Origin of the sequence: Bradyrhizobium erythrophlei, from assembly GCF_042430365.1 — a bacterium.
Lineage (GTDB): Bacteria > Pseudomonadota > Alphaproteobacteria > Rhizobiales > Xanthobacteraceae > Bradyrhizobium > Bradyrhizobium erythrophlei.
Window position 1 is genome coordinate 112068 of sequence record NZ_JBHMET010000224.1, and the last position, 25258, is coordinate 137325.

A 25258-nucleotide genomic window follows, 5' to 3' on the forward strand; every position below is an offset into this window, starting at 1 on the left:
GGGCATGCACAAGATCCTGCAGGCCGACGCGCCCGAGGATTACGTGCTGGCCACAGGTGAGACGCGGTCGGTGCGCGAATTCGTCGAGCTCGCGTTCGCTGAAGTCGGGCGGACCATTGAATGGCGCGGCAAGGGCGTGGACGAGATCGGCGTCGACAACGCATCCGGCAAGACCGTGGTGCAGATCGATCCGACCTATTTCCGCCCGACCGAAGTCGATCTCCTGATCGGCGACGGCAGCAAGGCGCGCGCCAAGCTCGGCTGGGCGCCGAAGACGCCGTTCGCCCAGCTGGTGAAGGAGATGGTCGCGAGCGATCTCGCCGAGGCCAGACAGGAGGTCTCCAATGGCAATCACGCCGTTTGAGCTGAAGGGCAAGACGGTCTTCGTCGCCGGCCATCGCGGCATGGTCGGCTCGGCGCTGGTGCGCCGGCTGGCGCGCGAGGATGCAAAGCTCCTGACGGCATCTCGCGGCGAGGTCGATCTGCGTGACCAGGCTGCGGTCAACGCCTGGTTCGCCGCGAAGCGGCCGCAGGCGGTGTTCCTTGCCGCCGCCAAGGTCGGCGGCATCGTAGCCAACAATACACTGCGCGCCGAGTTTCTCTACGACAATCTCGCGATTGCCACCAACGTGATCCAGGCGGCGCATGCACACGGCTGCGAGAAACTGATGTTCTTCGGCTCCTCCTGCATCTATCCACGGCTGGCACCGCAGCCGCTGCGTGAGGATTCGATGCTGACCGGGCCGCTGGAGCCGACCAACGAGCCCTATGCGATCGCCAAGATCGCCGGCATCAAGATGGCGGAGGCCTATCGCAACCAGTACGGCGCTGACTTCATCAGCGTGATGCCAACCAATCTCTACGGTCCCGGCGACAATTATCATCCCGAATACAGCCACGTCGTCGCCGCGCTGATCCACCGCTTCCACGAGGCCAAGGTGTCGGGCGCGACCAAGGTCGTGGTGTGGGGCACCGGCACGCCGCGGCGCGAATTCCTCTATGTCGACGATCTCGCCGACGCCTGCGTGCATCTGTTGAAGACCTATTCCGCGCCGGAACTGGTCAACATTGGCACTGGCGAGGACATCACCATCGCCGAGTTCGCACTTGCGGTCGCGGCGACGATCGGTTTTCGCGGCGAGATCAGCTTCGATACGTCGCGCCCCGACGGCACGCCGCGCAAGCTGCTCGACGTTAGCCGTCTGGCAAAGCTCGGCTGGCGTGCCCGCACCTCACTCGATGAAGGCATTGCGTTGGCGTACCGGGCATATCTCGACGAGAGCAACAGACGGCAGCGGAGTAATTTTGCTCGTCTCCGACCAGCGAGCGTGAAGGGCGAGCGATCCAGTGCCATCACCAGTCGAGCGTGAACTCCGCCCTTTGAGCGGAAGTCGATTCTGCGAGGCAGGATGGTGTTTGAGATTGCAAGCTTCTCGGGTTCGAAGCCAGCCAGTTTGAATGAGCTCGCGCCACTAGCGCATCGACGAAGAGCGGTGCAGGCCTACGTCACAAGGGCCCTTCAGTTGCTTCAAGCCGGCCGATCTCAATCGCGTCATCCTGGACAAATTCCAGAGCGATGCCAGAGTTTCGAACCGCGCGAATATCCTGATCGGGCTCATCAAGGGAGCGCATCAAGTTACGCCAGACTGTTGTGCGCGTAAGCAATTGGCCGCCATCAGACATCAGCGCCACTTTCTTGGCAAGCAATTCAAGCGCACCAACAAGGTCAGAGGACGCAAGACTCTATCGGTTCCCTTCGACCAGCCGTCCGCCACCAAGCCGACTTGCAGAGGGCGCGGGAGGTCATGATCGACGGTGTATTCTTCTGCTGCCATGAAGTTTGAAATTTAGTAGGATCGAGCCGGTCTCGATACCGCCCTGCGTGCCGCTCGTTTGGCCAAGACGCGCCCATGTCCCCCTCCAACCACGCTCAGCGAGGGTCCGTCGCCACCATCCGTGCCGACAGCGTGACGCTGCATATGAGCGCGCCTAACATGCCGAACGCAAAAGGCAGGCCAGCCATGTGTGCGACAAGCCCGATACCGGCGGGACCGACGAGGATACCCGCGTAGCCGGCCGTCGAGATGACTGCGATCGCAAGGCTTGCCGGCATCGCCTTCTGTTTGGCAGCACGGCGACACAGCACCGGCACAACATTGGAAATGCCCAATCCAATAAGCAGGAAGCCGCTTAGAGCAATCGCCGCAACCGGCGCGGCCAGGACAGCCGCAAAACCTGTCACGATCGGCAGGGTTCCGAACATCAATGTGGCACGGTCGCCGAATCGCGCCACGATGGCATCTCCGCCGAGACGGCCTGCTGTCATGGCAATGGAAAACAGCATGCAACCGAGGCCCCCATGCGCCTCGGCGAGAAGACCTCGACCAACGAGAAGCAAGGCACTCCAATCGAGCATCGCGCCTTCGACAAGAAAGGTGATGGTCGCAAACGCAGCTATGAGCAGCATGGTGCGCTGAGGCAAGACAAACCATGGCCCCCGCTGCGTACGACCCGTTGCGAGCAACCGCGGCCAAGCCCACGCAATCGCAGTCACCATTACCGCCGAACAGACCAACGTTGAAACAAACGGCTCAATCCGCAGCGAGAGGAAAGCGGTCATGGCGGCAGAGCCGGCAAATTCGCCGATGCTGTACTGGGCATGGAAGCCGGACATCAACGGACGGCCGGCGGCGCGCTCCACTTCAATCGCGTGGACGTTCGTAGCCACATCAATCGAGCCGAGTGAAGCGCCGAAAGCAAAGAGCATGGCTCCGAGTCTGAGAGGTGTGCTTGCCATAGGAAGCCACGGCAGGATGAGCGCGAGGCCAAGCCCACCCGCAATGATGAATGACTTGCTGCCGTACCGCGCATTCAACACGCCGGTCAAAAGCATGGCGACGACGGATCCAATGCCGAGGCAGAGCAGCATCAGACCAAGCATACGGTCATCAACCGCGAGCCGCTCCTTGGCAAGCGGCACCAGAGGCGCCCAGGCGGCGAGGCCGAATCCGGAGACAAAAAATGCGAGTCGCGTGGCGAGGCCGGCTGACCGATCGGCAGACGGTATCACAGGGCACTCCTGAGAGAACGGGATCGCGGGCGCGGCGCCTGTCAGTTTATACGCGCGCGCCTGCACGCAGTGCGTAGCTCGACGACGATAAAGTCATCGAGAGACACATTTCATTCGTTGCAAGCGCGATGCCATTGCGAAAACTCGCGCGACGTCCGGGAGCGCGCCTCAAGAGCGAGGAGCGAGCGCCGAACGCCCTCGACGGTGCACTGCGGTTGCTTTTTTCTCGGGTGAGCTCGCCCCACGCGACCGCGCTGCTTTTGCAGGTCGCGCATGACGGTCGGACGCACAACAAATCAGACAGTTTGGTCGCAAAGCGGACGAAGCCGACAGTCCGCTTCCTGCTCGGATGCGGCGTGGACACCAGAGAGAACCTGAGCGAGTACGTTTTCAATGCCCTGCCCTATGCCGAAAGCATCTGTCGTCGGTGGACAGGCGTGCTAGGCCGACGTCTGATGGCGCAGGAAACCACGAGCGAAGAACGCGGGGTTAAGACTTGGCCGCGGGCTTTCGCTTCTCCGCCGCGCGACGTTGCTGCTAGCTTACATGCCCTCGCCGACCTGCTTCGACCGATAGAGCGAGAGCAAGCATCCGAATGTCTTCCATTTGATCCTATCCCGGCCGGCTCTGCTCTCCTCAGTTCATTGTCGGTCAGATCCAAACAATTTCAGCGGTCTGGACACTATGTTAACAAACTTCGCGCATCTGGGAGAGAGTTGTCCTTTCGCGTGTCGATTGAGATGCCAAGAGCCTGGTCGAAGCCATCACGTCGGAGGATGGTCGTTTCAGGACCGAATACTTTGGCAATGCACCGCAAATCTGCAAGCTTTCCGTCCTCGCCTCTACGCATGTAGATGATCGGCAATCCCGATGTGAATAGGCCGATTAGGCGCCTTTTTCGCCTCGGTGAATATGATCCATCGTCCCGGCTCCAATACGCCCGCGTGAGGGACTGCCGTCAATGCGGAAGCCTGTCTGTGGTCAGGACACACCGGGCAGTGCATTACCACGCATAAGCTTGTACGGAGCCGGTCGGTCACCATGTTGCCAGCCCGAGGGGCGTCCCTGCTAGTTCTCGGTAGCGCGGGGGGAGAATGGGGGCGAGCGGGCCCCATGGTGGGGATTCCCCGCTACGAAAGGGTCCTGTCCTGAGGTGAGCGACAGAGGCCATAACGTTGTGCAGGGCCCAAGCTTGTCAGACTCACAGAAGTGGCGGCAATGTAGCAATAGAAGCTAGACTAGCGGTGCGGTTGCCTGGGGTCGGGAACCTAGTATTGAGACCTCTGAAGCCGTTCAGCGATCATGATGCGTCTACACGCTGCCTTCAATCGCAAGCGGCGCTCGCATCGCCAGCGTCGCCGAACGAGGTCAGGCCGCCATCGACGCAGGGGGCCGAGCCATTGATGTAGGATGCTTCGGGCGAAGCCAGGAAATAGGCCGCGTTCGCGACCTCCGCCGGCTCGCCGAAGCGGCCGAGCGGGATGCGGCGGCGGATCTTCGCGGCATCGATGCGGCCTGACGCCTGCAAGGCAACCATGCCCGGTGTGCGGATGCAGCCTTGCGCAATCGTGGCGGTGCGCACGCCGGCGCGGCCAAGTTCAGCCGCCATACATCGTGTCAAAATACCGATAGCCGCCCTCGAGGCGCCGTAGGCGTGGCCCGGCGCGAAAGGCAGAGACGTGTCGATCGATGCTACATTGAGGATAACGCCGTCGTCGCCCATCAGCTTGATAGCCTCACGGGCACAGAGAAACACGCCCACAACGTTTACCTCCAGAAATTTGTCAATATCCGCTGCAGACTGCTGGAGTGCCGGCGGACAGCTATCAGCCACCGCGGCATTGTTGACCAACACGTCGAGGCGGCCAAAGCGTTGCCTGATCGCGGTAAACAGCGCCAGCACGCCCTGCTCCGAGGAGGCGTCCAGGCCGAAGACCTTGTGTTTCGGGCCAAGCGTGTGCACCACCTCGGCGAGGCGATCGCTGTCTTTGTCCGCGACGACGACCATGTCACCGGCGGAGGCAAATTTCTGACCGATCGCTTCGCCAATGCAGTCGGCGCCTATCACCACCACGATGCGCTCCCTCAGCATCGCCCCAGACCTCGACAGTTCAGCGTCCGGTGTGCCAACGATCGGTGGGTACGCATCGCCTGGCTGATTGAAGGACTGCCAGCCGCCATCGACAGCGAGAACCGTCCCCGTCACATAGCCTGCCGCCGGCGACGCAAGAAAGCGTACAACAGCGGCGATCTCGTCCGGATGTCCCATACGCCCCAACGGAACACGCCGCCGAACAAACTCGAGATTAACCCTTCCGGAGCGCTCCAGTTCTGCCACCATCGGAGTGCGGATATAGCCTGGTGCAACCGCCACAACGCGAATGCCGTGCTTCGCCCATTCGTAGGCAAGCAACCGTGTCGCCGAAATCAATCCCGCCTTGGATGCCGCATAGGCATTGCGCTTTGGATTGCCGAGAACGCCCGCCAGCGACGCGACGTTCACGATAACTCCGCCCCGCCTCAACATGCGTCTCGCGGCCTCTCGCGCCAGCACGACCGGGCCGCGCAGATTGACGCTCAGCGTCCTACGAAATGAGGCGATATCCGTGTCGACGGTCGCCGCCATGGTCGGTCCGAGCGCGGCGTTGTTGACCAGGACGTCAATCCGACCAAACCGCCGCTCGATCGCGGCGACAAGACTCACGACCTCATCCTCCGAGGCCACATCACAGTGGAATCCCACATGCTCGGGACCCAACGCAGCCGTGATGTCGAGGAGATTGGTGCTCGGCAGATCGACGGCCGCAATGATGTCGCCGCCCCGATGAAAGGCATCGAGCAGAGCCCGGCCGATGCCACCGGCCGCTCCGGTGACGATAACAACGCGCCTCTTCTCTTCCATCCCTCCCTTCCCTCGCGCAACGTTTACGTCACATCGCCATTTACAGTAGCCACCGGCCAGCTTCCCGCACGAGCCATCGCGGGAGCAAAGCAACTCGATTGATTGAGGTCGCCGTCCCGATCAAGGACTCCAGATGGGATGCGTTGCAGAGGCGATCTTGTTCTCGAGACGGCAATCGAGATTGCAACCGCGCCATCCACCCCGGTGAGCCGGACCTGGACACGAGTGAGAACGCACGCCTTACATGCGGCGATCGTGCGCGTCCGCCAGAATTTGGTAGACCGGATCGTCGGGGCGCCTCGCTCCGATCGGCATGCGCGGACCAAAACGGACCTCCTCGCTCTCGGTCGGCGCCGACTGCTCGTCGACCCAGTCGAAGACCACAACGCGCCGTGCAACGCGCCACTCGCCGTCGCGCTTCTCGAACAGGTCGCAATAGCGTCCGGCGATCAGGAACTGCCGCACGACGCCGTCCTTGCCGGGACCACGCTGCAAGGCGAGGAAATAGGTCTCGACCGCCGCCCGCGTCGGATCGACGAACTCGATCAATACGTTGCCAACCTGATGGACGTTGCGCGCGCCGCTTTTGAGCACTTCGCGGGCCCAAAGGAAGAAGCCCTCAACAAGCCCGGAATAAGTGCCGTGCCGGTCGGTTGCGTCAGGCCAATAGCAGCTCCGTAGTGTGGCTTCATCGGCCCGGTCAATACCGCGGCAGTACTTATAGATGCAGTCGCGGATCGCCTCCCGGTCCATAAGTTCAATCAGCTTTGCTTCATCAATGGTCATCCTTCGCTCCGGAACGATACGGCTAACTGCTCGCCCGAGGCAGAGCTGTGTACTTTTCAGTTGCACCAATGCCCGCCGCCGAACGCGCGCGCCGTGGATTACGAGCGTGTCCCATCAATGACGCCAGCCCCTGAGCCTATCCGCGAACTCCGTTAAACAACTTAGCGCCAGCACAACAATGGTCACAGCGCCTCATAGGGCAAAACGCGGAACGCTTTTACTATGCTCCACACATAATCCCACGTTAGCGCTTTGGGCGCGGCCTGGGCGTGGAAAGCGCCTTCTATACACTGAATGAGATCAAGTGGAACGCGCGGGACGACGCCCCATCCTGTAGCTGAGATTGCGGTTTCCAATCTTACCCCTCGCGCTTCTCGGAAATGATGACTCCGCCGCGGGTGAAATAATGAGGCCCTGGAATATTGCAGTTCACCAAAGTAAGAACGCGCCACAGACTGCCTTTCGCGGTCTGCTTCTCATCCACCTTTGGTAGGTAACCTGCTCCAGCCGGATCGCCGATAGTGCAACGACCGCACCAGAGAAGATTGCCCAGTTCGCCCTGCGCGGTCGTCACGAAGCTGAAGTTGGCGGGATCATGCAGAAAGTGAAGGTTCACAGCTCTTTCCCCGTCTGTGACTTCACTGCCGGTCAGCGAGAGCGCGAACGCCTGCCAGCCCAATTCCATCGGCTTTGCATACGTCGGCTCAACCTTGATCGCCCCATCGAAACCCACTTCCCAGGTGATGGTGTACTTGTCGTCTGTTTCATCGTCCCGGTATTGGGCCCACGAAAAGAAAACAGATTCACCCATGTCGGGCTTTTGAGCGAGTCCCCATTCTATCGGAACGAGGTGAGCTACGTTCGAGACGTTGGAGATGATTTGCTCTACAGCCGCACCGTCCTGCGCCCGCCAAGTTGAGTTGACCTTGTCCACAAGGGCATTGTCGTCCGCGCGAACACCGTCGCTCGTGGCGGCCTGCCCACCCAAGGAAATCAGCACTGGACCGAGACAGAAGCAAAGCAGGCGCCTTACAGTCATTTTCCTTTGTCCCTCGCTGAGCCGCGTCAGTTCCAAAGCAGATCACCGTTTCGAGGGCGATCTTTGCTACGGCTCGATCCCCACCGAGGTGCAACGCGTTTGCGACAGAGAGAGGCGCGGTGCTGGCAGTGATCGGATCGATCAAACTCCCCCTGACCGACACATCCGAACTGTGAAAGTTTCATAGCGCAGGCGGCGCGCATCCTAGCTGCAAAAAGCTGCTCGGTAATGTCCATCGCCTTCGCGTTTCGTGCCGCGTTTCCAATCGGCCGCCATTGCTAGACCTTATGCTTGTGTCGGGTTGTATCCCCGAAAGTCCCGCGACACACCTACCAAGATTGGTGGGGCGCCTACACGACGGCGAGTCAGGAATCAGGTTAAGGACATGTCTGGGTCGATCGAACACCTGCTGGCGCAGCCTGTCGGCCGTTGCCAACGCGCGCGGCCGCCGCTCCCACGGCAGTTTCACCGCATTGACGGTCAATGCAATGCAATGCAATGCAATGCAATGCAATGCAATGCGCAAATAAGGCCATCCGGCTGTCATGGTCGAGTTCGGCCACGAAAGCCCAAAGGCCACTGATGTCCCGCGGCACCTGCCTTGCCCAATTGGCGTGACGATCCGCCCAGGCCTTCCCGGCCGGGCTGTCCTCGATCCCGTCCGCATGCGCAGCCAAGTCCGTCTTGACCGGTTGGATGCCGACGACATGCGCATCTGCGCCGAAGTAGAAGATTTGCGCAGCAAGCGCATGCGTGACGGCCAAGATGGCGGTTTCAGGCTGTTCGCTCAAATTGAGCCTCAGCCCCAAGGTGCGATGTGCGGTGAGGTCCCGAACGAGAACGTCAGACAACGGTCGGTCGTCGTCCTCTTCCTCGGCAACGCCTTCTTCTCCATCATCACCCTGCGCCGCTTGACCATCTGTCTCGCCGCCCTCGCTGGACGCCTGCGCGTCGCTCCCCTCCTCGGTTTCGGCTTGGGGCTTCTCGTCTGCCGGGCGGATGAACCCGCGCTCGATCCGAATAGTGCCGTCGTGATTGAGGATCACGAAAGCGCCAGCGCGCGCGATGTCGTCGGGATCATAGGCCTGCCGCATCGCTTCCAGCCGCTCGATGTTGGCCTCAAGCTCGCCAAACCGCGCGTCGACGTCATCAGCAAGTTCCTCGGCCGTCTGATGCTCTTCGGTCAGCCGGTCGAATTCCGTCTGCGCTGTTGTAAGAGCGGCCTGATCTTGCACCGAAAGCTCGACCGGATGCGGATAGGTCCGTCGCATACCGTGAGCGTGCGGGAAATCAAGATGGGCTTCCGTCCATTTCCAGCCCTCGGCTGCCCGCACGGCATCGGCCTCTCGGCCAAGCTTTGCGGTCACCAGCAGATCGAGCAGGGCCACGTCTTCCAGATACCCACCGCGAGCCAATCGATCCGTCGCCCACGATCGACCAGGCCCTCAACGGCGGCTTCCCGTGGCTGGAAATCCAGTGCGCGCGTTGCAAGACGCCGAGCGACGTCGATCTTGCGGCGATGAAGCATCCTCCGACCACGTTCGTGCACGATCTCGCCAGCCGGCTGCGCTGCCGGAAGTGCACCAAGGTAGGGCGGCGTCCATCGGCGACCTTGCTCCAGCTCGTCTCGCAGGCGCGCCATCCTCGAACTGAAGCCTGAACATGTGCAATCTCTACTCGATCACGACCAATCAGGCGGCCATCAGCGCGCTGTTTCGCGTGGTCAACCGCTACGTCGGCAATCTCGCGCCGATGCCGGGCGTCTTTCCGGATTACTCTGCGCCGATTGTGCGCAACGGCGCAGAAGGCCGCGAGCTTGCTACCGCGCGGTGGGGAATGCCGTCGTCCCAGCAAGGCCTCATGGAGGCGACCAAGAAGCGCGCCGCGAAACTTGAAGCCAAGGGCAAGCCGGTCGATTTCAAGCAGTTGCTCCGGATGGAGCCGGATGGTGGGACGACCAACATCCGCAACGTGAAAAGCAAACATTGGACGCGTTGGCTGGGAACCGAGAACCGCTGTGTGGTGCCGTTCAACTCCTTCAGCGAGTTCAACAAGACCGAAGGCGGCGACATCTGGTTCGCCCTCGACGAGTCCCGTCCCCTCGCCTGCTTCGCCGGCATTTGGACCAATTGGACGTCGGTCAGGAAGGTCAAGGAAGGCGAAACCACCAATGACATCTTCGCGTTCCTGACGACGGAGCCGAACGCCGAGGTCGGCGCCATTCACCCAAAGGCGATGCCGGTGATCCTGACCACGCCGGACGAAGTCGAGATCTGGATGACCGCAACTGGCGACGAGGCACTCAAGCTGCAGCGGCCGCTTCCGGATGGGTCGCTCCGGATCGTCGCCCGCGGCGTCAAGGAAGATGCGACCGGACCGGCGCCGTGACGGACGAAGACGACGATCAGGGGACAGCCCCGTCCCGCCAGCGCAAGATTATCCACGTCGACATGGATGCGTTCTACGCTTCGGTCGAGCAGCGCGATAATCCGGATCTTGGCGGCAAACCCGGTCGCCGTCGGCCATCCTTAATGCCCACTATGGTATTGTGATAATGCCTCAGCGGACGCCGCGCATCATCGAATGGCGGCAGAACTTGACCAAGATATCTTTTCAGTAGCGGTAAAACCTGCGAATCGCCGAGATTGGCTTATGAGCACGTTGCAGAAGACGATTGCAGACAAGTTCCTCGCCAAATTGGCCGAGGACGAGGACTTCGATTCAAAAAAGATCGAGCAGATTACCGATCTCTTGGCGGCCGATAAGAAGCCTAAGGCCGACGATTTCGCCAAGGTGTTCGCGTCTGATGACGCCGGCGACATCGAATGATAAAGCTCGAGAGCGCCCATATCGAAGAGGTACGTGGCATCCGCAAGCTGGATATCACGTTCGGCAAGGATACGTTCTCGGTATCCGGCCCGAATGGATCGGGTAAGAGCGGCGTGATCGATGCAATCGAGTTCGCGCTCACAGGCAAGATGAGTCGTCTGACCGGTGCGGGCACCAAGGGCCTGTCCGTGGCCGAGCATGGGCCCCATGTCGATAAGACCAAATTTCCGGACGCGGCCTTCGTCAGCCTGACCGTTCATTTCCAGGAACTTGGGAAGACGGCGACCATCACGCGCAAAGTTTCCGCTCCAAAAAAGCCGACGATCAATCCCAACGAACCTGATATCCGGGCGGCCTTCGACGAAATCGCCGGACATCCCGAAATTACATTGTCGCGCCGCGACATTCTGCGCTTCATCTTGATCGAACCCACCAAACGGTCAGAAGAGATTCAGGCGATCTTGAAGCTTGACGAGATCGGCCAGACGCGCGCGGCCCTGAACACCGCTGCCAACAGACTTCAATCCGCGCAAAAGCTCGCGTCGACACAGGTCGATACCAGTCGGGACACGCTGCAGCGGCACCTACAGATTGCGGAATTCCGCGCGCCTGACCTCCTCAGCGCGGTCAATGCGCGGCGAAAGGCTCTCGGGCTGCCGGAGATCGTGACGCTTGCAGCGGATACTAAGCTCGATGCGGGACTTTCCGGCGGCGATAAACTGCCAGAGTTCAACAAGGCGTCCCAATTGCGCGATCTTGAAGCCCTTTCCGGCGCCTTGGAGAAGATTGGGCCTGCCGGCGCAGAACCCGCCACAGTCATTCTGGCAGCAATCGCCCGGCTTGAAGCCAATCCCTCGCTCCTGGACGCATTTCAGCGCCGCGCTCTGATCGAGAAGGGGCTTGAACTGTTGGACGGCGCCGAGTGTCCACTCTGTGATCACTCCTGGGATAATGAAGATCACCTGCGCAAGCATCTGGAAACGAAGCTGTCGAAATCTGGAGAAGCCGCCAAGCTTCAGGCCGAGATGCTCGGCGCTGGTTCAACGCTCGCACAGTACAGCGCACGGCTGGGCGGGCTCATTGCGCCAGTTGTAAAAATCGCAGCCGAGCACAATGATGCCGCCCGCTTGCTGCTTGATGGCTGGGCGCAAGATATTGAGACCTTCAAAGGCGGTCTCTCCGACCTGCAGGGCCTTGTCGGCATGAAATCGCGGCTTGAACGCGGCTGGCATGGTCTACCGGGTCAGCTCGCAACAATGCTCGTTGCTATTAGGGCCGCCGTGGACGCGAAACCCGACCAGACAGCCCATGTAGACGCTCATACCTTTCTTACGACGGCACAGTTGCGCCTCAATGATTATCGCGAGGCGATGCGTAAAGGCACCGCAGCCCAAAAGGCAGCCAGACTCGGCAAAGCCGCTTATGACGCCTACTGCGATGTCATGGAGACCGAACTCAATGCGCTCTATGACAGCGTCGAAAAGGACTTCAGCACTTACTACAAGGCGGTCAACGAAGACGACGAAGTGAAATTCACGGCGAAGCTCAGCCCAAGCGAGGGCAAGCTGGATTTCAACGTCAATTTTTACGAGCGCGGCCTGTTTCCGCCGGGTGCCTATCACAGTGAAGGTCATCAGGACGGGATGGGCGTGTGCCTTTATCTGGCACTCATGAAGCGTCTTTTCGGCGATCGCTTCACGCTTGCATTGCTCGACGACGTGGTCATGTCCGTCGATTCCGGACATCGCTATCAATTCTGCAAGCTGCTAAAATCGTATTTCCCCAATACCCAGTTTATCATTACGACCCACGACCGCCTTTGGGCGGAGCAGATGCGCTCGGCTGGTCTGGTTACCACCAAGACATCGCTCGCATTTCACAGCTGGACTGTTGATACAGGTCCGCTTGTCGAATCAAATGAAGAAATCTGGGACGAAATCGCGGCCGCACTTTCGCGCGGCAAGGTCGAAACCGCCGCTCATGGATTGCGCCATCATCTTGAATATGCGTCTCGGCACCTGGCAGACCAGCTGGCGGCGCGGCCTGCGTTCCGCAGCGACGGAAATTACGAGCTTGGTGAACTACTGCCGAGCGTTCTGGTTCGCATGAAAGAACTCTGCGGCAAAGCTGCGGATGCCGCCCAATCCTGGGGCAATACCGCGGCAAAGGAGGAGGCTCTTAGCCGCAAGACGGCGCTATCCGAGTCAAACGGCGCACGCAGCGTTGAACAGTGGGCCGTCAACAAGGCGGTGCATTACAACGAATGGGCCAATTTCGGCAAAAAGGATTTTGAACCCGTTATCGCCGCGTTCAAGAGCCTGCTCGAATGCTTTCGCTGCGATGACTGCGGCTCGTGGCTTTACGCTTCGCCCAAACCAATCCCCGAGTCTCTGCGTTGCGCCTGCAACAAGGTGACCCTAAATCTCAAATCGAAACCCAAGTAGACGCGTATTTTTCGTAAATACATTATCACCCTCGCAATTCTCTATCTGGAACAATAACTTACGGACGCCAAACCTTCACTTGCTCAGCTGTTGATGTCTCCCTTCAATATCGGGATTAGGTGATGCTGCGGCGTGATTCGCAGGAGCATCCATGGGGTTCAAGATCACGGGACTAGATGACCTTCAGCGCGAGATGACGCTTCTCAGCCAGGTCGCCGAAGCGCTCGACGGCAAGCTCACGACCGTCAACTTTGATCCCCATGATCAAACAAGCGTCGAGCGCGCCATCGCCGACATGAAACTGGCGATTGACCAAAAGGTAAGCGGCTTTCGGAGCAGCACCATGGTCGATAACCTCGTGGCTGAGCTCAAGCAGAAATATGAAGAAGACATTCTGGCGCGTGCAGCAGCGGCGAGACTAACCGACGGAGACAAGACGGTGGGCGGAAATGTGGACCAAAGCATTCTCAGGCAGATCGAAAACACCGTGAACGACCTGCGCTCGGCCGAATTCAATACGTTCGACCGGCACATCAAGAAGCTGTCGCGCCTGCTTCATTCGGAGACGCTCGAACCGATTTCGAGTGCCCTGGTGACGGATCTCGATCTTGATGGCTGGATCAAGTCAGGAGAAGCGACACAAGGCGGCATGGTAGGCAGCGCCACGTTGGAATGGCCGAGCGATCCGCAGAAAGAGCTCGGTCTGGTCATTCTCCTGATCGACAGATTCGCCGAAACCCCTGATGCGGCCATGGATTTCTCACACACGTTTTACTATGCCGGGAACAAGCTGACGGCCAACGTGCAGAACATGGCCGCACAGATGATCGTTCCGTTTGCACGGGATTACATCGAGCACGTCAAGACGGTCACGGGTACGACAGAAGCCACTCTGCTACCGCTCCGTTCCGGTCCGGCAGCACGCAAGGTCTTCATCGTTCACGGCCACGATGAGGGCGCGCGCGAGTCCGTCGCCCGATTTCTTGAACAGCTCGGGTTCGAGGCGATCATTCTGCACGAACAGGCCAACCAAGGCCGCACCATTATTGAGAAGATTGAAGCACACGGCGAAGTCGGCTTTGCCGTCATTTTGCTGACGCCAGATGACATCGGCGGCATGAAGAACAGCGATGATCTTCAACCCCGCGCGCGTCAGAATGTCTTGCTCGAATTGGGGTATTTCATCGGCCGCCTCGGACGAGCACGCGTCTGCGCGCTCAAGCGCGGCGATATCGAAGTACCGTCCGACTTTGGAGGCGTTGTCTATGAACCATTCGATGCCGGCGGCGCGTGGAAACAGGCCCTGAGCCGTGAATTGCAGGCTGCAGGATTCGATATCGATTGGAATATCGCGATGAAGAGGTAGCTATTGCGGGCATCGAGAAGGCACAAGTATGGGTAGCAATGATCGAAAAATCCACATTTGAGCAATTGCACCTTCACCGAGCGAGCGCTTCATCGCGAGGAAATTTCTTCACTCTCGCTTCCGGGTTCGCTTCCGCATGCCGCGCCGACCATTGCCCGATAGTACAGAGCCTCACTCGTCGGTAGTCACGAAATGGACCTCGCACTGGATCGAACTCGCCCACGTAAATGTGCGGGCCTTCAAACCACTCATCGCCCTTGTCGTCGATGTCGATGACCGATTCGTATGGAAGCACCAGGTACTCCTCAAACCATGCCCTGTTTTTCTCCGGCAGCGCGCCCCAAATGGTCATAGCATTGGCACGTGCGGCCGCGACTTGATCCATAAGCTTCTCGTCGTCCTCCGTTCGCCACGGATTGTTGTGCGGGGCGGAGTCGTCCATGCATTCGGCAAAATCCCAGTCCACACCATCATCATCGATGAATGCGAGATGCCGGTGTCTTAGGACATGTAGTCCGTCATGGTGACAGCCTTCATACCGGTAGACGCACCATCGTCTTGCCCTGAGTTTCTCACGCTGTGTTTCATCGGCATATGGATAGCGATCATCACTGGCGTCTCTCACCAGAACATCCAAACCGAAACTCTGCAGCAATCGCTGCGCCTTACGTTTGACCACGAGCTTTCGGCGCACCTCCGCGCTTAATGATCGCTGGCGGATCCGCTTTGACACTCCAAAGAACGTGAACAATACGTCGTCATTCTTGGGTTGGTAGAGCATGTCTTCCAGCTCGCCCTTGCCCCAAAGATATGCTTCCTGGAATCCAAGCTCCCGCGTCCTGGTTCGGAAAGCGTCGCGTGCCGCTTTCGAGAAATCACATGCGGCGGCGAAGATGATTCCATAGAGCTGTTGGCCGCGAGGAAGCGCGTCCAGATATGCCGCCATCTTTTTCGGCGGAATAGATTTTTCGCGTTTACATTGAATTATCCAGACGCGGTCCTTTACGTCGCTATCGGTTCGGCTCTCGCTGCCATCATCATCGTCGTCGTCGCCATCAATTCCACCGCCGAAGTCACCTTGCACAGCTTCATAGCCGCGCGCGTCGAACCCTTCATCACTCCCGGTTCGCCCCGTAGCCTCAAGCTCACGCCATTGCCTGAAATCGTAGAGGAGACGGCGCACCAAGTCTTCAAACCGGTGGGGCTCCAGATCCTCGAAATGCAAAGGACCGGTCGTTTTCGTCGGAAACGACTTCGTCACCATCCCTTCACAACCTCACGAACTTCATAAGCGGAGCGATATCGTGATTGTCCGCTGCCTGGAGGGTGGCGACATAAGCGTCGCGCAATGCGCCAGTTTCGTGAATGGTGCCGCTGCCCCAAGTAAAGGCCTTGCCACCGAGCTTTTCGATCAACAAATCGGCCATCATGCGCGCATGCCGGCCATTTCCGTTCGGGAAGCCATGAATCTGCGTCAGGCGATGATGCAGCCGCACCGCGATTTCATCAGGCGGGAAGGTCTTATTTTCTACCCAGAAGCGCACGTTATCGAACATCACCGGCATTTCGGCGGCAACCAGATGCGGATCGATGCCGATGTTCAGTTCCTTCTGGCGATATTTTCCCGCCCACTTCCACACTTCGCCGAACATCTGCTTGTGCAGGTTCTTCGAGAAGCCTTCGTCGAGCAGCGCCTCGGCGCCGCCGCGGCGACGGCCTCCCCACACCGCTCCTTTAAGGATGTTTTCTTCCTCGGCTTCATTGAGGTCGGCGCGCGTTGTGACCCATGTCTGAATCAGGTCGCCGCGCAGCGCCGGATCGAGCGGTGTCGCGTCGTTCGGCTCCTGAAACAGATCAGTCTCGGTCATTCCAGAGATCCCGCTCCTTCACATTGTCACGGATATAGGCGTCAATCCGCTCGTCCGTGTTGCCGTCGGCCGTCTCCTGGGCTTCGAGCCTCATCGTGTGCGCAACCCGGCCGAGCTCGCGCTTTGCGATCTTGCGCGCCCGCCCGAGTACGGCGCCTTCAAGGGAGTCGTTTGGTACGAGCGCATAGACAAGCGTGCAGTCGAGGGCTTCTGCTGCGCGCCGCAGCGTCTTCAACTGAATGCTGCCACTCTCTTCCGATTGCTCCAACGTCTCGACGCTCTGCGGCCGGACAGCGAGCCTTCGTGCAAATTGCACGCCCGTCATGCCGAGGGCATCACGGATGGCGCGCACCCACCCTTTCGGCGGCGCGTGGAACCGCTCCACGGGCTTGAGCCCCTGGAGACGATCGTCGAGCCTTTCTCGGGCGCGGTGCCGTGTACCGGTTTTCATTGTGCAGCCTGATTTCAGAAGACAATTTTCAGGTTCTAGCCTTAGCTCATCGTCATAATATCAGGTCATAGACTGATAGTCTATGAATAAAATCAGGTCATAGCCTGACCACTAACCCTTTGAAATTCAAAAGGGTAGCTGGCTTCTGTCGATTCCAGCCGCGAACTTAAGGGCGTTCCTGGCCCAGACGTCTCCCTCACGCGCGGCCAGTTCCAATGCCACGGGGCCAGTCAGCAGCCAGGATGGCAGCCGCGGCTGACCACGCTGGGCCGCATACTTCGCGCGGCATCCGGCAACGAAGCGATCCTTCCGCGCCATCACGTCGGGAAAGGATTGCAGCTGTACGGCGGGATCGTAACGCATATGCGTGCGATACCGCAGATACACCGGTAGCCCATCAGAGAGCTGCCACGCCACCAGTGGCATGGCGGCCGCCGCGAAGGACGAGCCGTGCGGCAGATAATGCGGCCCCAGATCGACAATCGTATCCTGAACCTCGACCCAGAAATGCGAGGGCTGGTCGCTACCGTAGCCAAACCCCTGCAGACCGGCTCGCCCCCCCGAGCGGGCAACAACGAACGCTACGAAATCCCCGCCAGCAAGGCGGGTGTCGAAACCTTCATCCTGCAACAACGCAAACACGGCAAAAGCCGCATAGAGGCAACGCTTGTCAAAATCATCCGCGAACTCATTGCGGAGCGCATTGTCCACAATTGCCAGTGTTCGCACTATCGCGCTTTCGATTCGCATCCTTCGAGTATAGCGCCGTACGCGGGTATTGGTCCGTTTTGAACAAACTCTTTAATGATGATCGTGCTGCCGTGACGCTATATGCTGGTCCCGATGACCGAAGACAATGAGACGCCGCTATCGCAATGCGATGTGCCACCTGAGCGAAGACCGGCTCTGGAGTCTTATCGTGGCAAGCGCAGGGTATGGTTGAGCTGGATAGATACGGATGAACATCATGCGATCTGGCAGACCCTATCTGCAATGGTGTGGACGGATGTCTCATTCCGGACGCTGACGCAATTCGCCATCGACGATGAGGCCAGCTGCCTTGGCAATTCACTGGTTGCCGAGGCCATCATAAACGGCCATGTCGCAACGCAAGTGCTGGCCATACGCCGTCTCGTCGATAGCGGCTCCGATGTTATTTCCCTGCGGCGCCTCATCAGGGATGTGCGGCGAAATTTCAATCTATTCACGCGGGAAAACTACGTCTGCCACGACGGGCTGCCGTACGACTATGCAGCGGTCCAACACAACGAAATGCTGGAGCGCGTGGGCTCCGGCGCGTTTTGGGGGCATACATCGGGTCAAAAGGCGTGGGGCACCTCGCAAATGGCCCACGAACAATTCGACAGACTGTCAGGCATTGCGTCGACCAACCGCAACCGCGAGGATCGATTGCCGTTAGCCCTCATCGATACGGTTGAAGGCTGGCTGAACAATAGCGGCGCGGACGAACTCGCGAAATGGAGCCATGCGTATCTTGCCCACGCCGGCACACCGCAGAAACGTGAAGAAGTGGCTCATCTGCTGGTTACAACGAATAGGATAACCAACGCGATTAAGGCGCTGGCGCGCGTTACCGAAGCGGTGTCCGCTTATATTCTGTTCGCGAGCGGGCGGTTGAACGGCCTGATGCCAACCGCACAGTTCGATCAGTTTGAAAAACTCGATCAACCGGTCATGCGCGCCGATCGCGTAGACCAGGCCCACATCCTCTGGGACAAGCTCAGCTCAGAAAGCGATTCCTGCCTTGAGGATGTTGGCCGCGATCTGACCCGGACCTAAGCGGGTGCCTGACCCCGCAAGTCAGGGGCTAGGCACGGTTATGCTATGCGCGAACTGCGCCAGATCTGCGGGGCGCGCAAAGTTTTCGGTCAGGAACTTGAGTACCCTCACATTGAGCTTCAGCGCCCAGTTACGCACCGGATCGGTAAAGGCCTTGTCCTCGTCGCGCGGCACACCCTCCAGCTTCACATCGAGCTGGATATGCACTTTGTTGCGGTACTCACGCAATTTATCCAACTCGTCGTAAATGTCGGCACCGGCCTTATCGAGAATCTTGTATTTCTTCATCACGTCGATGATCGCTTTGAAGCGTTCGACCTTCTTGCCTTCGATTTCCGCCCGGTCCTCCTCGGAAATGTTGGGTACACCCTCGCGGTTGAAATTCTGCGCACGGTAAATGATCTCCCACAGCGCCGCTTCGGTAATTGCACCGGCCTGCAAGAGCATCAGCTTGTTGAACGTGCTGCCCGACTCTGCGAGCTTGCAGAGCAGGCCGGCGTTGTAGACCATATTGTCGCCGACCTTGAAGTCGCCGATAAAGCGGCAGCTGATTGTCTCGGTTTTCATGGATATCTGCCTATTGTCCCAAGGGTTGAAAATCACGCAACTCACTTATTCACGAAGGGATCGGGATCCGGCTTCTGGATTGACCCTGCAAGCTCCCGCAGAAACAAGACCTCGTCGAACGAAAAATGATGGAAGCGACCTATCTCCCCTTTTTCGTTCTCCTCGTAGATCATAGGGATTGCGCCGGACGGAATGCGCGTCTTTTCGAGCAGCAGCGCTTCGTACTCTTGCATTTGAACCAAGCGCGGCAGGTGTATCGAGACGATAAGATTCAACATTAACCCGTGGAGTTGCATGTATTGCTGCACCATTGGCATCAGCTCTAGCTGCTCAGTTAATTTAGACAGCTCCTTCTTTCGAAACGAATTCTGTATTAGGTCACTCTCCAGAATTTCGGTCGGGTCAATCAACAGATTTGCCGTCGCTGCAAATTTGCCGTCTGCTTTCCGCCGCGCACTGACTGGAACAAGTGAAAGCGGCATATCGTGGTGCTGGCCATAGTTGCGTAGATTGTAGAGCAGCCGATAGGCAAACCACCCGTCATACGCAGCCCTTTCCGTATCGATGAATCGCTGCTCTTCGGCGGAGGCCTTTCCAAAGGCCGCGCGGAGCCGAGTTTTTGCCCGATCCCTGAATGCCGATGCGCTGGATAGAAAATTTGATATGGCTCCTTGAGCCATCGCCATCGTTTTCAAGTGGTTGATGCCAATGTTCGCCAACGGATTCTCACGTTGGGCAACCTCGCTTTTAATTCTCGTTGTCACGCCGGAGACGACCTCAAAGTCGTCCTTCAGCGACAGATAATCAATCACGAACGGACGAACGTCGGTTGCGACAGCTACGTACTTGTTGAAGTCGTTCCAAGCGTCTTCCGAAAGCGGCTGGGACTCCCTCCCGATGTCCATCTTTTCATCATCGCGCACTATGTAGTAACCGAACCTTTGAGTCATCCCGGCGCGCCTTCAATCTTCGTCATATTCTTTGTCCGGAACTTCCTTATCAGGAAACTCCGTTACCCACCCATGCTTCTGGCCCGCTGCCCTTAATCGGAATCCTTCAGGAGTCATCGTATTGCGGTTTGCGCTTTCGGGATAGAAAGTCGCGGGCGGAACGATCTTCTGACCATGATGCTGGAATGCTAACCGCACCATTTCGTTGCCGATCCCCGCATTGTGAAACTTATTATCCAGGTCGATCACGTCAGCATGCACGGCAGCACCCAATAGATCGTCGTCAATGACACGAAGCGTAAATTCTCCAATTTTCTTCTTCTGGTGATACGCCAGCACGCCGCTGTCATCCACGTCGAAAGTGATTGTGCGCCCCTTCTTGTCCTGGAATACAAAATCTTCCGACATCCATCACCTCTTTCAGACAGCATCCTATCTTGCCCACGCTCCTTGCAACCAACCCCGGAACGCGAGAGGCCGCGCCCTGTTGGGCAGCTTACGTTCGAGAGGATTAGCTCTGCATCAGCGAGAACGAGTTGTGGCGATTCTTCCGTATCCGCGCTTAGTCGGCTTAGCGCCCACCTCGATGCGGCAGCTTTCCAAGCAACTGGCGAGCGACCAAAATCGCTTTCAAACCACAAAAGATTGGGAGCGAGTCGATTCGACTCTGAATAATAGGGTGAACGCAGCGTGCGTGGCCACGTTTGACAGCGGACCTTCCCGCCGAGCGGCTCCGCATCTTATTGATAAATATCAATTCTAGTTCGCGTCTTCTAGCGACCGGGTGGGGCAATCGTGCAGAAATGCCGTCTTGAAGGCTCTTCCGTCCACAGCGCTGGGACGGAATTTCCTTTCTCGGTCTGGTTCGAGGAACATCTTTGTTCTATTATTGTTCCCCATGACCACAGACATCGTAAGCGAAGGCGGAGAAGATCAAGGCGCGCCCGCGCGGGTGTCGCCCTCCGAGTTCATGCGCCAGCTTCGTCCTGAATATTACTCGGACACCGTTGAGCGTCCCACCCACGTTCTGAGTGCTGACCGGCTCGAATATCACCTGGACTCGTTAACGTCCCGAAACCAGACGCACGAGTTCGAGATCTTTTGCCGCAAACTTTGCGAGCGAACGATCTGCCCCAACCTGCGGCCTCAAACAGGTCCTGATGGTGGCGGCGACAGCAAGGCCGACACGGAAACCTATCCGGTGTCGGATGAAGTCTCCGGCCTCACTTATATCGGCGACGCGAACAGCGGTCGTGAAAGATGGGCCTTCGCCTTCAGCGCCAAGAAAGAGTGGAGCGTCAAGGTACGAGCGGACGTCAAGGGCATTGCAGAAACGGGCAGGGGCTACGACAAGATAATCTTTGTGACGAGCCGTTTTGCGAAAGCCAAGGATCGCGCTCGCATCGAAGATGAGTTGTCAAAGCAATACAGCATCCGCGTGACCATTCTTGATCGCTCTTGGATCGTGACTGAGATCATCGAAAAAGAACGCACCTACCTTGCGTTCAATTACCTAAAGGTCGGAGACGACGTCGGCGATCGGCGGCTTGGCCCAACGGATTACTCTCGCTCCCAGCAGCTCGCTGACATTGAACGGGCGATAGAAGATCCGGCGGCTTTTCAGGGCATGGAGCGGCAGCTTGTCACCGAGGCGCTCGTCGCGGCAAAACTCTCGCGCGGTTTAGAGAGGCCGCGCACTGAAATAGATGGCCGATTTGCGCGAGCCATCCGCCTTGCGGAGGCCTATGGCTCTTATCGGCAAAAACTAGAAGCTCGGTACGAGCAAATATGGACCGCATTCTGGTGGTATAACGACTTTAATCTCCTGAACGCGTCGTACGATGATTTCGAAGCGCGCGCGCTGGAATCAACTCACGCAAAAAATCTGGAGTTCCTGGGGAATCTAAACCAGCTCCTCGTCAATTCCATCGTTCATGACCATATGACACGCGAAGAGTGCCGGTACGACGAGCGCACTGCCAGATTAATACGGGCACTGGACGTGCAGGCACGGGATGCGAGCCGGCCGAACAATAGCCTGGAGGCGGAAACCGATCTCCAGAGAATAGCGGTCAATCGGGCGATACTGGCGCAGGATGAAACAGCACTTTCGTCTGTTTTCAGTGGCTACTCCGCAATACTCGACAAGGCCAAGGGACTTGGAGAATTCGATGCGGATGGAGTCATCCGCTTTATAGAGGTTATTGGCGGGGTCGCCGGCAATGATCCGGCGTACAATGAACTCGTCGAAAAGCTCGCCGATTTCGTTGGCACGAGAAAGAGCGAAGCCGAAGGCGCGCTGGTCCTGCTCAAACGAGCACAAAAGCTGGACTTGTCAGCGGACAAGTTCGACATGATCCGGTGGCTGGGTAAAGCGGCAATCGGCCTGACAAAGCGTGAGTACACTGCGGAGTTGATCGATGCGACACAGCTGCTGACGCTGGCTTACAGAAGCGCCGGCTTGCACTGGGCCGCCCGCGCGAGCTGTTGTATTGCTGCGGCATCCATCATCGTCGAAGGCGAGAAGGATGGAGACCTGCCTGCCAGCATCGTTCCCACGATGAAGATATGGACCTGGAACGCGTTGGAGCTTTGTCACCTGCCTGATGTTCTGTTCGCAATCCAGCTTTTGAACGGCTGCTTAGCTGGCCTTCCGTTGACAGAGGAGTCGAAGGCGAAGGTCCGCGAGGATCTCATAGAATTGGACATGGCTTTGGGTTGTCTATTCCTGAACCTGAAGGAAAATGATCTGCGCAGGCTGGAAGAAACGCCGGATATTTTGGCCAGCCTCAGTTTGTTTATGTCGCGCACGGCGCTGCTGTACTCACTCGGCTACCCGGAAGCCCTTCGCGAGGATGGCAGCCTGCCGAAGGAAGAAACCGACGAGGCGGTAAACCGCCTCCTCTCCACGCTTAAGAGCCAGCCCTTGGCGGAAAGCTTGCGCGGACCGTTGCTCCTGAACCAGGAGGGGCGTCAGGTACTCGTGACCACGATCATGGGCATGGAGGTCGAGGTTGAAGTCCTAGAAAGCCGGCATATTCCCTTAGCCGAATGCGTATTGGGTTCAATTGAGGCCTTTTTCGCCACGGCAATCGAGAAACGTGTCGCGCCACATACCGAGCTATTCCGCATTAGCATAATCGCAAGCGAGCAAGCGCAGGACCCGGCCATCGAAACCAATGAGCTGGATATGAAATCCACCGTCACCTGGCCGGCCAGTCTTCAGCTTGTGAGCATTGATCGTCAGGGCGATATAAATCAGTTTTACTGCGAAGTCGCGGCCCACATCCTGGGAGCCGCCTGTTCGGTTAAAGATGGGACCGCATTGCTGAAAGAGCTTTTTGCGGACGCTGCAGTTCAGCAGCGCATCGCTATGATTTCCTCCGCTCCCAACAGTTACTCCCGGACGGCATCGCAAAATTTCTCATCTTTGGCCGATTGGAAGGAAGCGGTAAGCCGCTCCTATCCGCTCCGCGAACAGCGGGCGGAGGTTCCTCGGATCGAGCTGGCTCACCTACGAGAATCCTGATTTTGGAGAAGATGACGGATCACTCGGGGTTAAAAACCACAAAGGCATTAGCATCCGCTCTGTGATTGATGTCCATGCGTGGGACAGGGCGCGGTGGCAAGGTTGCGGCTACATCCAGATAGGTCATTCGCTGCCCTACATGGCATTTCTCTTTGAGGACAAAGAGGGCGCGCGGAAGATTTTTGAACGGTGGCGCGAACGTTTCGGCGCGGAAGACGCAGGCGAAGAAATCGGCGTTTCGATCATAAGGCATTTGCCCGACACGAATCCCCATCACTATTGTGTTCAGATCGCCTCCGCCGACCCATTGTCGCGCGGCGCTGTCACGAAAGCGCCCGTTATGGTGGCAACTCGCTCAATGACCATGGAGCCAAACGACAGCCGGAACCTGGATATGTTCTTAGCCGGATACCAGCGTCACGGAGCATTCTATCTGTTGCCCGCTATAGGGCGGGTCAATCCCGAGGTCTTCTACGATCTGGCCATCATGAAACGCGATCTCACCGTGAAGTCGGCTGCTGACGTTCTTGATCGTGAGATCGAAGCTCTGGCACTCCGTATGCGCGGACTGAAGACCCCTGTATAGTTTAATGCGACCGCAAAAAAATAGAGCGATCCTAATTTGTGCCGCTGCTGATTGAATCTGTTCAACCTCAACTCGTGGGCGGCGTCGATTCGCTGCTGGCTCGACTGACTGCCGAAGGGCAGGCGCGAGGGTTATCCAAGGACCAGAGCGACGGCGTGATCGCAATGCTGCCTCCCAATCTTGCCGCCTGCGGATGCTTCCCGGATCGGCTCACTGATATATGGCGCTACGAATTTGGATCGCCGCATCGAGTTGGCAATGAACTCATCTACTCATCTGGGGCGTCCACATGTGGCCCCGCGTGCCCTTGCTATTCGATGTGCTCGAATGCGCCCAAAGGCGGCTATCGCCTGACAAGCTGCGCGCCTATTTAGCCCTGATCGACGACATTGGGCGGCATCTCATACATCTCACCGAGATGTTCCCGATACTGCGGGTGTCTCCTGTCATTCCTGCGGATCATGAGGTTAGAGGTCTCGGCGCCGGCAACCGAACCGTCGATTGGGTAATCGATCCTGGCGAACGGCGCGTTCTTGTCGATGTGAAGCGGAGATTTGCCGATTTCTTCAGTCAGATGGAAGGCGTGGCAGTCGATGGAGGGGCCGCGCCTCAACACGATGTTGGCCTCTTGTTTCGCCGCGTTGAGGGCGAGTTTCTGCCAAGGAATTCAGCCGAGCAGCTGCAAGGCGCATGGATTGTAACCGACATCAAGCAAGAAGAAATCGAACTCCAAACAGCATTTGATGCGTTAGATCCGGCGAAGGTCCATTTTGCGATACTCGGAGATGAGCGGGCCGATGTTTGTCTATTGACACGCGGAGCTGAACACCGTCGCTATTTGGTGTCCAGGAAAAGAACGAGCGCTTCCTATTCAGACGTGGCGAAGTGCGCACATAACTGCGTAGGCTACGAGCTTGCCAACAGCGCTTCCGGCCTGTCCGATTTGCACGCTACAGCGCGCAGGAGTTAGCCGCCGCATCAAAGAGAGTTTTGTTTGGCACCGTAGGCGATATAGATCAACGCATCCCGGGCAATTGAGCTACGCGCAGATGGCGTCGAAACAAGTCAGCA

The 25258-nt window shown here is 58.2% G+C and carries 22 protein-coding genes and 3 pseudogenes; 12 read left to right on the forward strand and 13 right to left on the reverse strand.

Going from position 1 to position 25258, the window contains the following annotated elements; translation table 11 throughout:
• The coding region (locus tag ACFFWD_RS31730) for a GDP-mannose 4,6-dehydratase (RefSeq protein WP_376972126.1) at window positions 1-364 on the forward strand (364 nt) is incomplete at its 5' end.
• Window positions 345-1370, forward strand: coding sequence for a GDP-L-fucose synthase (gene fcl / locus ACFFWD_RS31735; protein ID WP_376972128.1), 1026 nt, complete (start codon window positions 345-347; stop codon window positions 1368-1370). The genes ACFFWD_RS31730 and fcl, both read left to right, overlap by 20 nt.
• Before the next feature lie 136 nt (window positions 1371-1506).
• Here the strand turns inward: fcl and ACFFWD_RS31740 are convergent, their stop codons facing one another.
• The 6 genes and pseudogenes from ACFFWD_RS31740 to ACFFWD_RS31765 form a co-directional block, all read right to left on the reverse strand.
• Window positions 1507-1707, reverse strand: coding sequence for a hypothetical protein (locus tag ACFFWD_RS31740; protein ID WP_376972130.1), 201 nt, complete (start codon window positions 1705-1707; stop codon window positions 1507-1509).
• A 223-nt stretch (window positions 1708-1930) separates the two neighbouring features.
• Entirely contained in the window at window positions 1931-3067 is a 1137-nt protein-coding gene (locus tag ACFFWD_RS31745; protein ID WP_376972331.1) for an MFS transporter, read from the reverse strand.
• Between the two features lie 1327 nt (window positions 3068-4394).
• Window positions 4395-5972, reverse strand: coding sequence for an SDR family oxidoreductase (locus ACFFWD_RS31750; RefSeq protein WP_376972132.1), 1578 nt, complete (start codon window positions 5970-5972; stop codon window positions 4395-4397).
• Window positions 5973-6212: 240 nt separating this feature from the next.
• Window positions 6213-6758, reverse strand: a complete 546-nt coding sequence (locus ACFFWD_RS31755) for a nuclear transport factor 2 family protein (protein ID WP_376972333.1) — start codon at window positions 6756-6758, stop codon at window positions 6213-6215.
• A gap of 358 nt (window positions 6759-7116) precedes the next feature.
• The gene (locus ACFFWD_RS31760; protein ID WP_376972134.1) at window positions 7117-7797 is read right to left on the reverse strand and encodes a nodulate formation efficiency C protein; all 681 of its coding nucleotides are present in this window, start codon (window positions 7795-7797) and stop codon (window positions 7117-7119) included.
• Between the two features lie 403 nt (window positions 7798-8200).
• Window positions 8201-9206 (reverse strand): annotated as a pseudogene (locus tag ACFFWD_RS31765) (chromosome partitioning protein ParB); the annotation flags it as partial.
• Between ACFFWD_RS31765 and ACFFWD_RS31770 the strand changes: the two are divergent.
• From ACFFWD_RS31770 to ACFFWD_RS31795, 6 genes and pseudogenes are all read left to right on the forward strand, one after another.
• Window positions 9203-9457: pseudogene (locus ACFFWD_RS31770) on the forward strand (hypothetical protein); the annotation flags it as partial. The pseudogenes ACFFWD_RS31765 and ACFFWD_RS31770 overlap by 4 nt on opposite strands.
• Before the next feature lie 2 nt (window positions 9458-9459).
• The gene (locus ACFFWD_RS31775; RefSeq protein ID WP_376972136.1) at window positions 9460-10185 is read left to right on the forward strand and encodes an SOS response-associated peptidase; all 726 of its coding nucleotides are present in this window, start codon (window positions 9460-9462) and stop codon (window positions 10183-10185) included.
• Window positions 10182-10307: pseudogene (locus ACFFWD_RS31780) on the forward strand (Y-family DNA polymerase); the annotation flags it as partial. The gene ACFFWD_RS31775 and the pseudogene ACFFWD_RS31780, both read left to right, overlap by 4 nt.
• A 73-nt stretch (window positions 10308-10380) precedes the next feature.
• Window positions 10381-10626, forward strand: a complete 246-nt coding sequence (locus tag ACFFWD_RS31785; protein WP_376972138.1) for a hypothetical protein — start codon at window positions 10381-10383, stop codon at window positions 10624-10626.
• Complete coding sequence (locus ACFFWD_RS31790) at window positions 10623-13070, forward strand: AAA family ATPase (RefSeq protein ID WP_376972140.1); 2448 nt, start codon at window positions 10623-10625, stop codon at window positions 13068-13070. Before ACFFWD_RS31785 ends, ACFFWD_RS31790 begins: the two co-directional genes overlap by 4 nt.
• 151 nt (window positions 13071-13221) lie before the next feature.
• Window positions 13222-14436, forward strand: coding sequence for a YuaX family protein (locus ACFFWD_RS31795; RefSeq protein WP_376972142.1), 1215 nt, complete (start codon window positions 13222-13224; stop codon window positions 14434-14436).
• 73 nt (window positions 14437-14509) lie between these two features.
• On the opposite strand, the gene ACFFWD_RS31800 is transcribed toward ACFFWD_RS31795, so the two are convergent.
• From ACFFWD_RS31800 to ACFFWD_RS31815, 4 genes are all read right to left on the reverse strand, one after another.
• Window positions 14510-15700: a restriction endonuclease gene (locus tag ACFFWD_RS31800; protein WP_376972144.1), complete on the reverse strand. Its 1191-nt coding sequence runs from the start codon at window positions 15698-15700 to the stop codon at window positions 14510-14512.
• 4 nt (window positions 15701-15704) lie between these two features.
• Window positions 15705-16304 carry a mobile mystery protein B gene (locus ACFFWD_RS31805; protein WP_376972146.1) on the reverse strand — a complete coding sequence of 200 codons (600 nt, stop codon included), beginning with the start codon at window positions 16302-16304 and terminating at the stop codon, window positions 15705-15707.
• Window positions 16291-16755: a mobile mystery protein A gene (locus ACFFWD_RS31810; RefSeq protein ID WP_376972148.1), complete on the reverse strand. Its 465-nt coding sequence runs from the start codon at window positions 16753-16755 to the stop codon at window positions 16291-16293. The genes ACFFWD_RS31805 and ACFFWD_RS31810 overlap by 14 nt, the downstream gene beginning before the upstream one ends.
• Before the next feature lie 126 nt (window positions 16756-16881).
• A complete protein-coding gene (locus tag ACFFWD_RS31815; protein ID WP_376972150.1) occupies window positions 16882-17484 on the reverse strand; it encodes a hypothetical protein in 603 nt (200 codons plus the stop codon).
• A 114-nt stretch (window positions 17485-17598) separates the two neighbouring features.
• On the opposite strand from ACFFWD_RS31815, the gene ACFFWD_RS31820 reads away from it, so the two are divergent.
• On the forward strand, window positions 17599-18555 hold the full coding sequence (locus ACFFWD_RS31820; RefSeq protein WP_376972152.1) for a hypothetical protein: 957 nt from the start codon (window positions 17599-17601) through the stop codon (window positions 18553-18555).
• Window positions 18556-18576: 21 nt separating this feature from the next.
• On the opposite strand, the gene ACFFWD_RS31825 is transcribed toward ACFFWD_RS31820, so the two are convergent.
• Genes ACFFWD_RS31825 through ACFFWD_RS31835 form a run of 3 tightly spaced genes read right to left on the reverse strand, consistent with a single transcriptional unit; the run spans window position 18577 to window position 20480 of the window.
• Window positions 18577-19122: a hypothetical protein gene (locus ACFFWD_RS31825; protein ID WP_376972154.1), complete on the reverse strand. Its 546-nt coding sequence runs from the start codon at window positions 19120-19122 to the stop codon at window positions 18577-18579.
• A gap of 41 nt (window positions 19123-19163) precedes the next feature.
• A complete protein-coding gene (locus ACFFWD_RS31830; protein WP_376972156.1) occupies window positions 19164-20072 on the reverse strand; it encodes a hypothetical protein in 909 nt (302 codons plus the stop codon).
• Window positions 20073-20084: 12 nt separating this feature from the next.
• Complete coding sequence (locus tag ACFFWD_RS31835) at window positions 20085-20480, reverse strand: hypothetical protein (protein ID WP_376972158.1); 396 nt, start codon at window positions 20478-20480, stop codon at window positions 20085-20087.
• A 490-nt stretch (window positions 20481-20970) separates the two neighbouring features.
• Here ACFFWD_RS31835 and ACFFWD_RS31840 point away from each other — a divergent pair, with 490 nt between their 5' ends.
• The 3 genes from ACFFWD_RS31840 (at window position 20971) to ACFFWD_RS31850 (ending at window position 25157) form a co-directional block, all read left to right on the forward strand.
• Window positions 20971-23601, forward strand: a complete 2631-nt coding sequence (locus tag ACFFWD_RS31840) for a hypothetical protein (RefSeq protein WP_376972160.1) — start codon at window positions 20971-20973, stop codon at window positions 23599-23601.
• Window positions 23602-23662: 61 nt separating this feature from the next.
• Window positions 23663-24187 carry a hypothetical protein gene (locus ACFFWD_RS31845; protein ID WP_376972162.1) on the forward strand — a complete coding sequence of 175 codons (525 nt, stop codon included), beginning with the start codon at window positions 23663-23665 and terminating at the stop codon, window positions 24185-24187.
• A 289-nt stretch (window positions 24188-24476) separates the two neighbouring features.
• Window positions 24477-25157 (forward strand): hypothetical protein, encoded by a 681-nt coding sequence (locus ACFFWD_RS31850; RefSeq protein ID WP_376972164.1) that lies wholly within the window; start codon window positions 24477-24479, stop codon window positions 25155-25157.
• Window positions 25158-25258 lie beyond the last annotated feature (101 nt).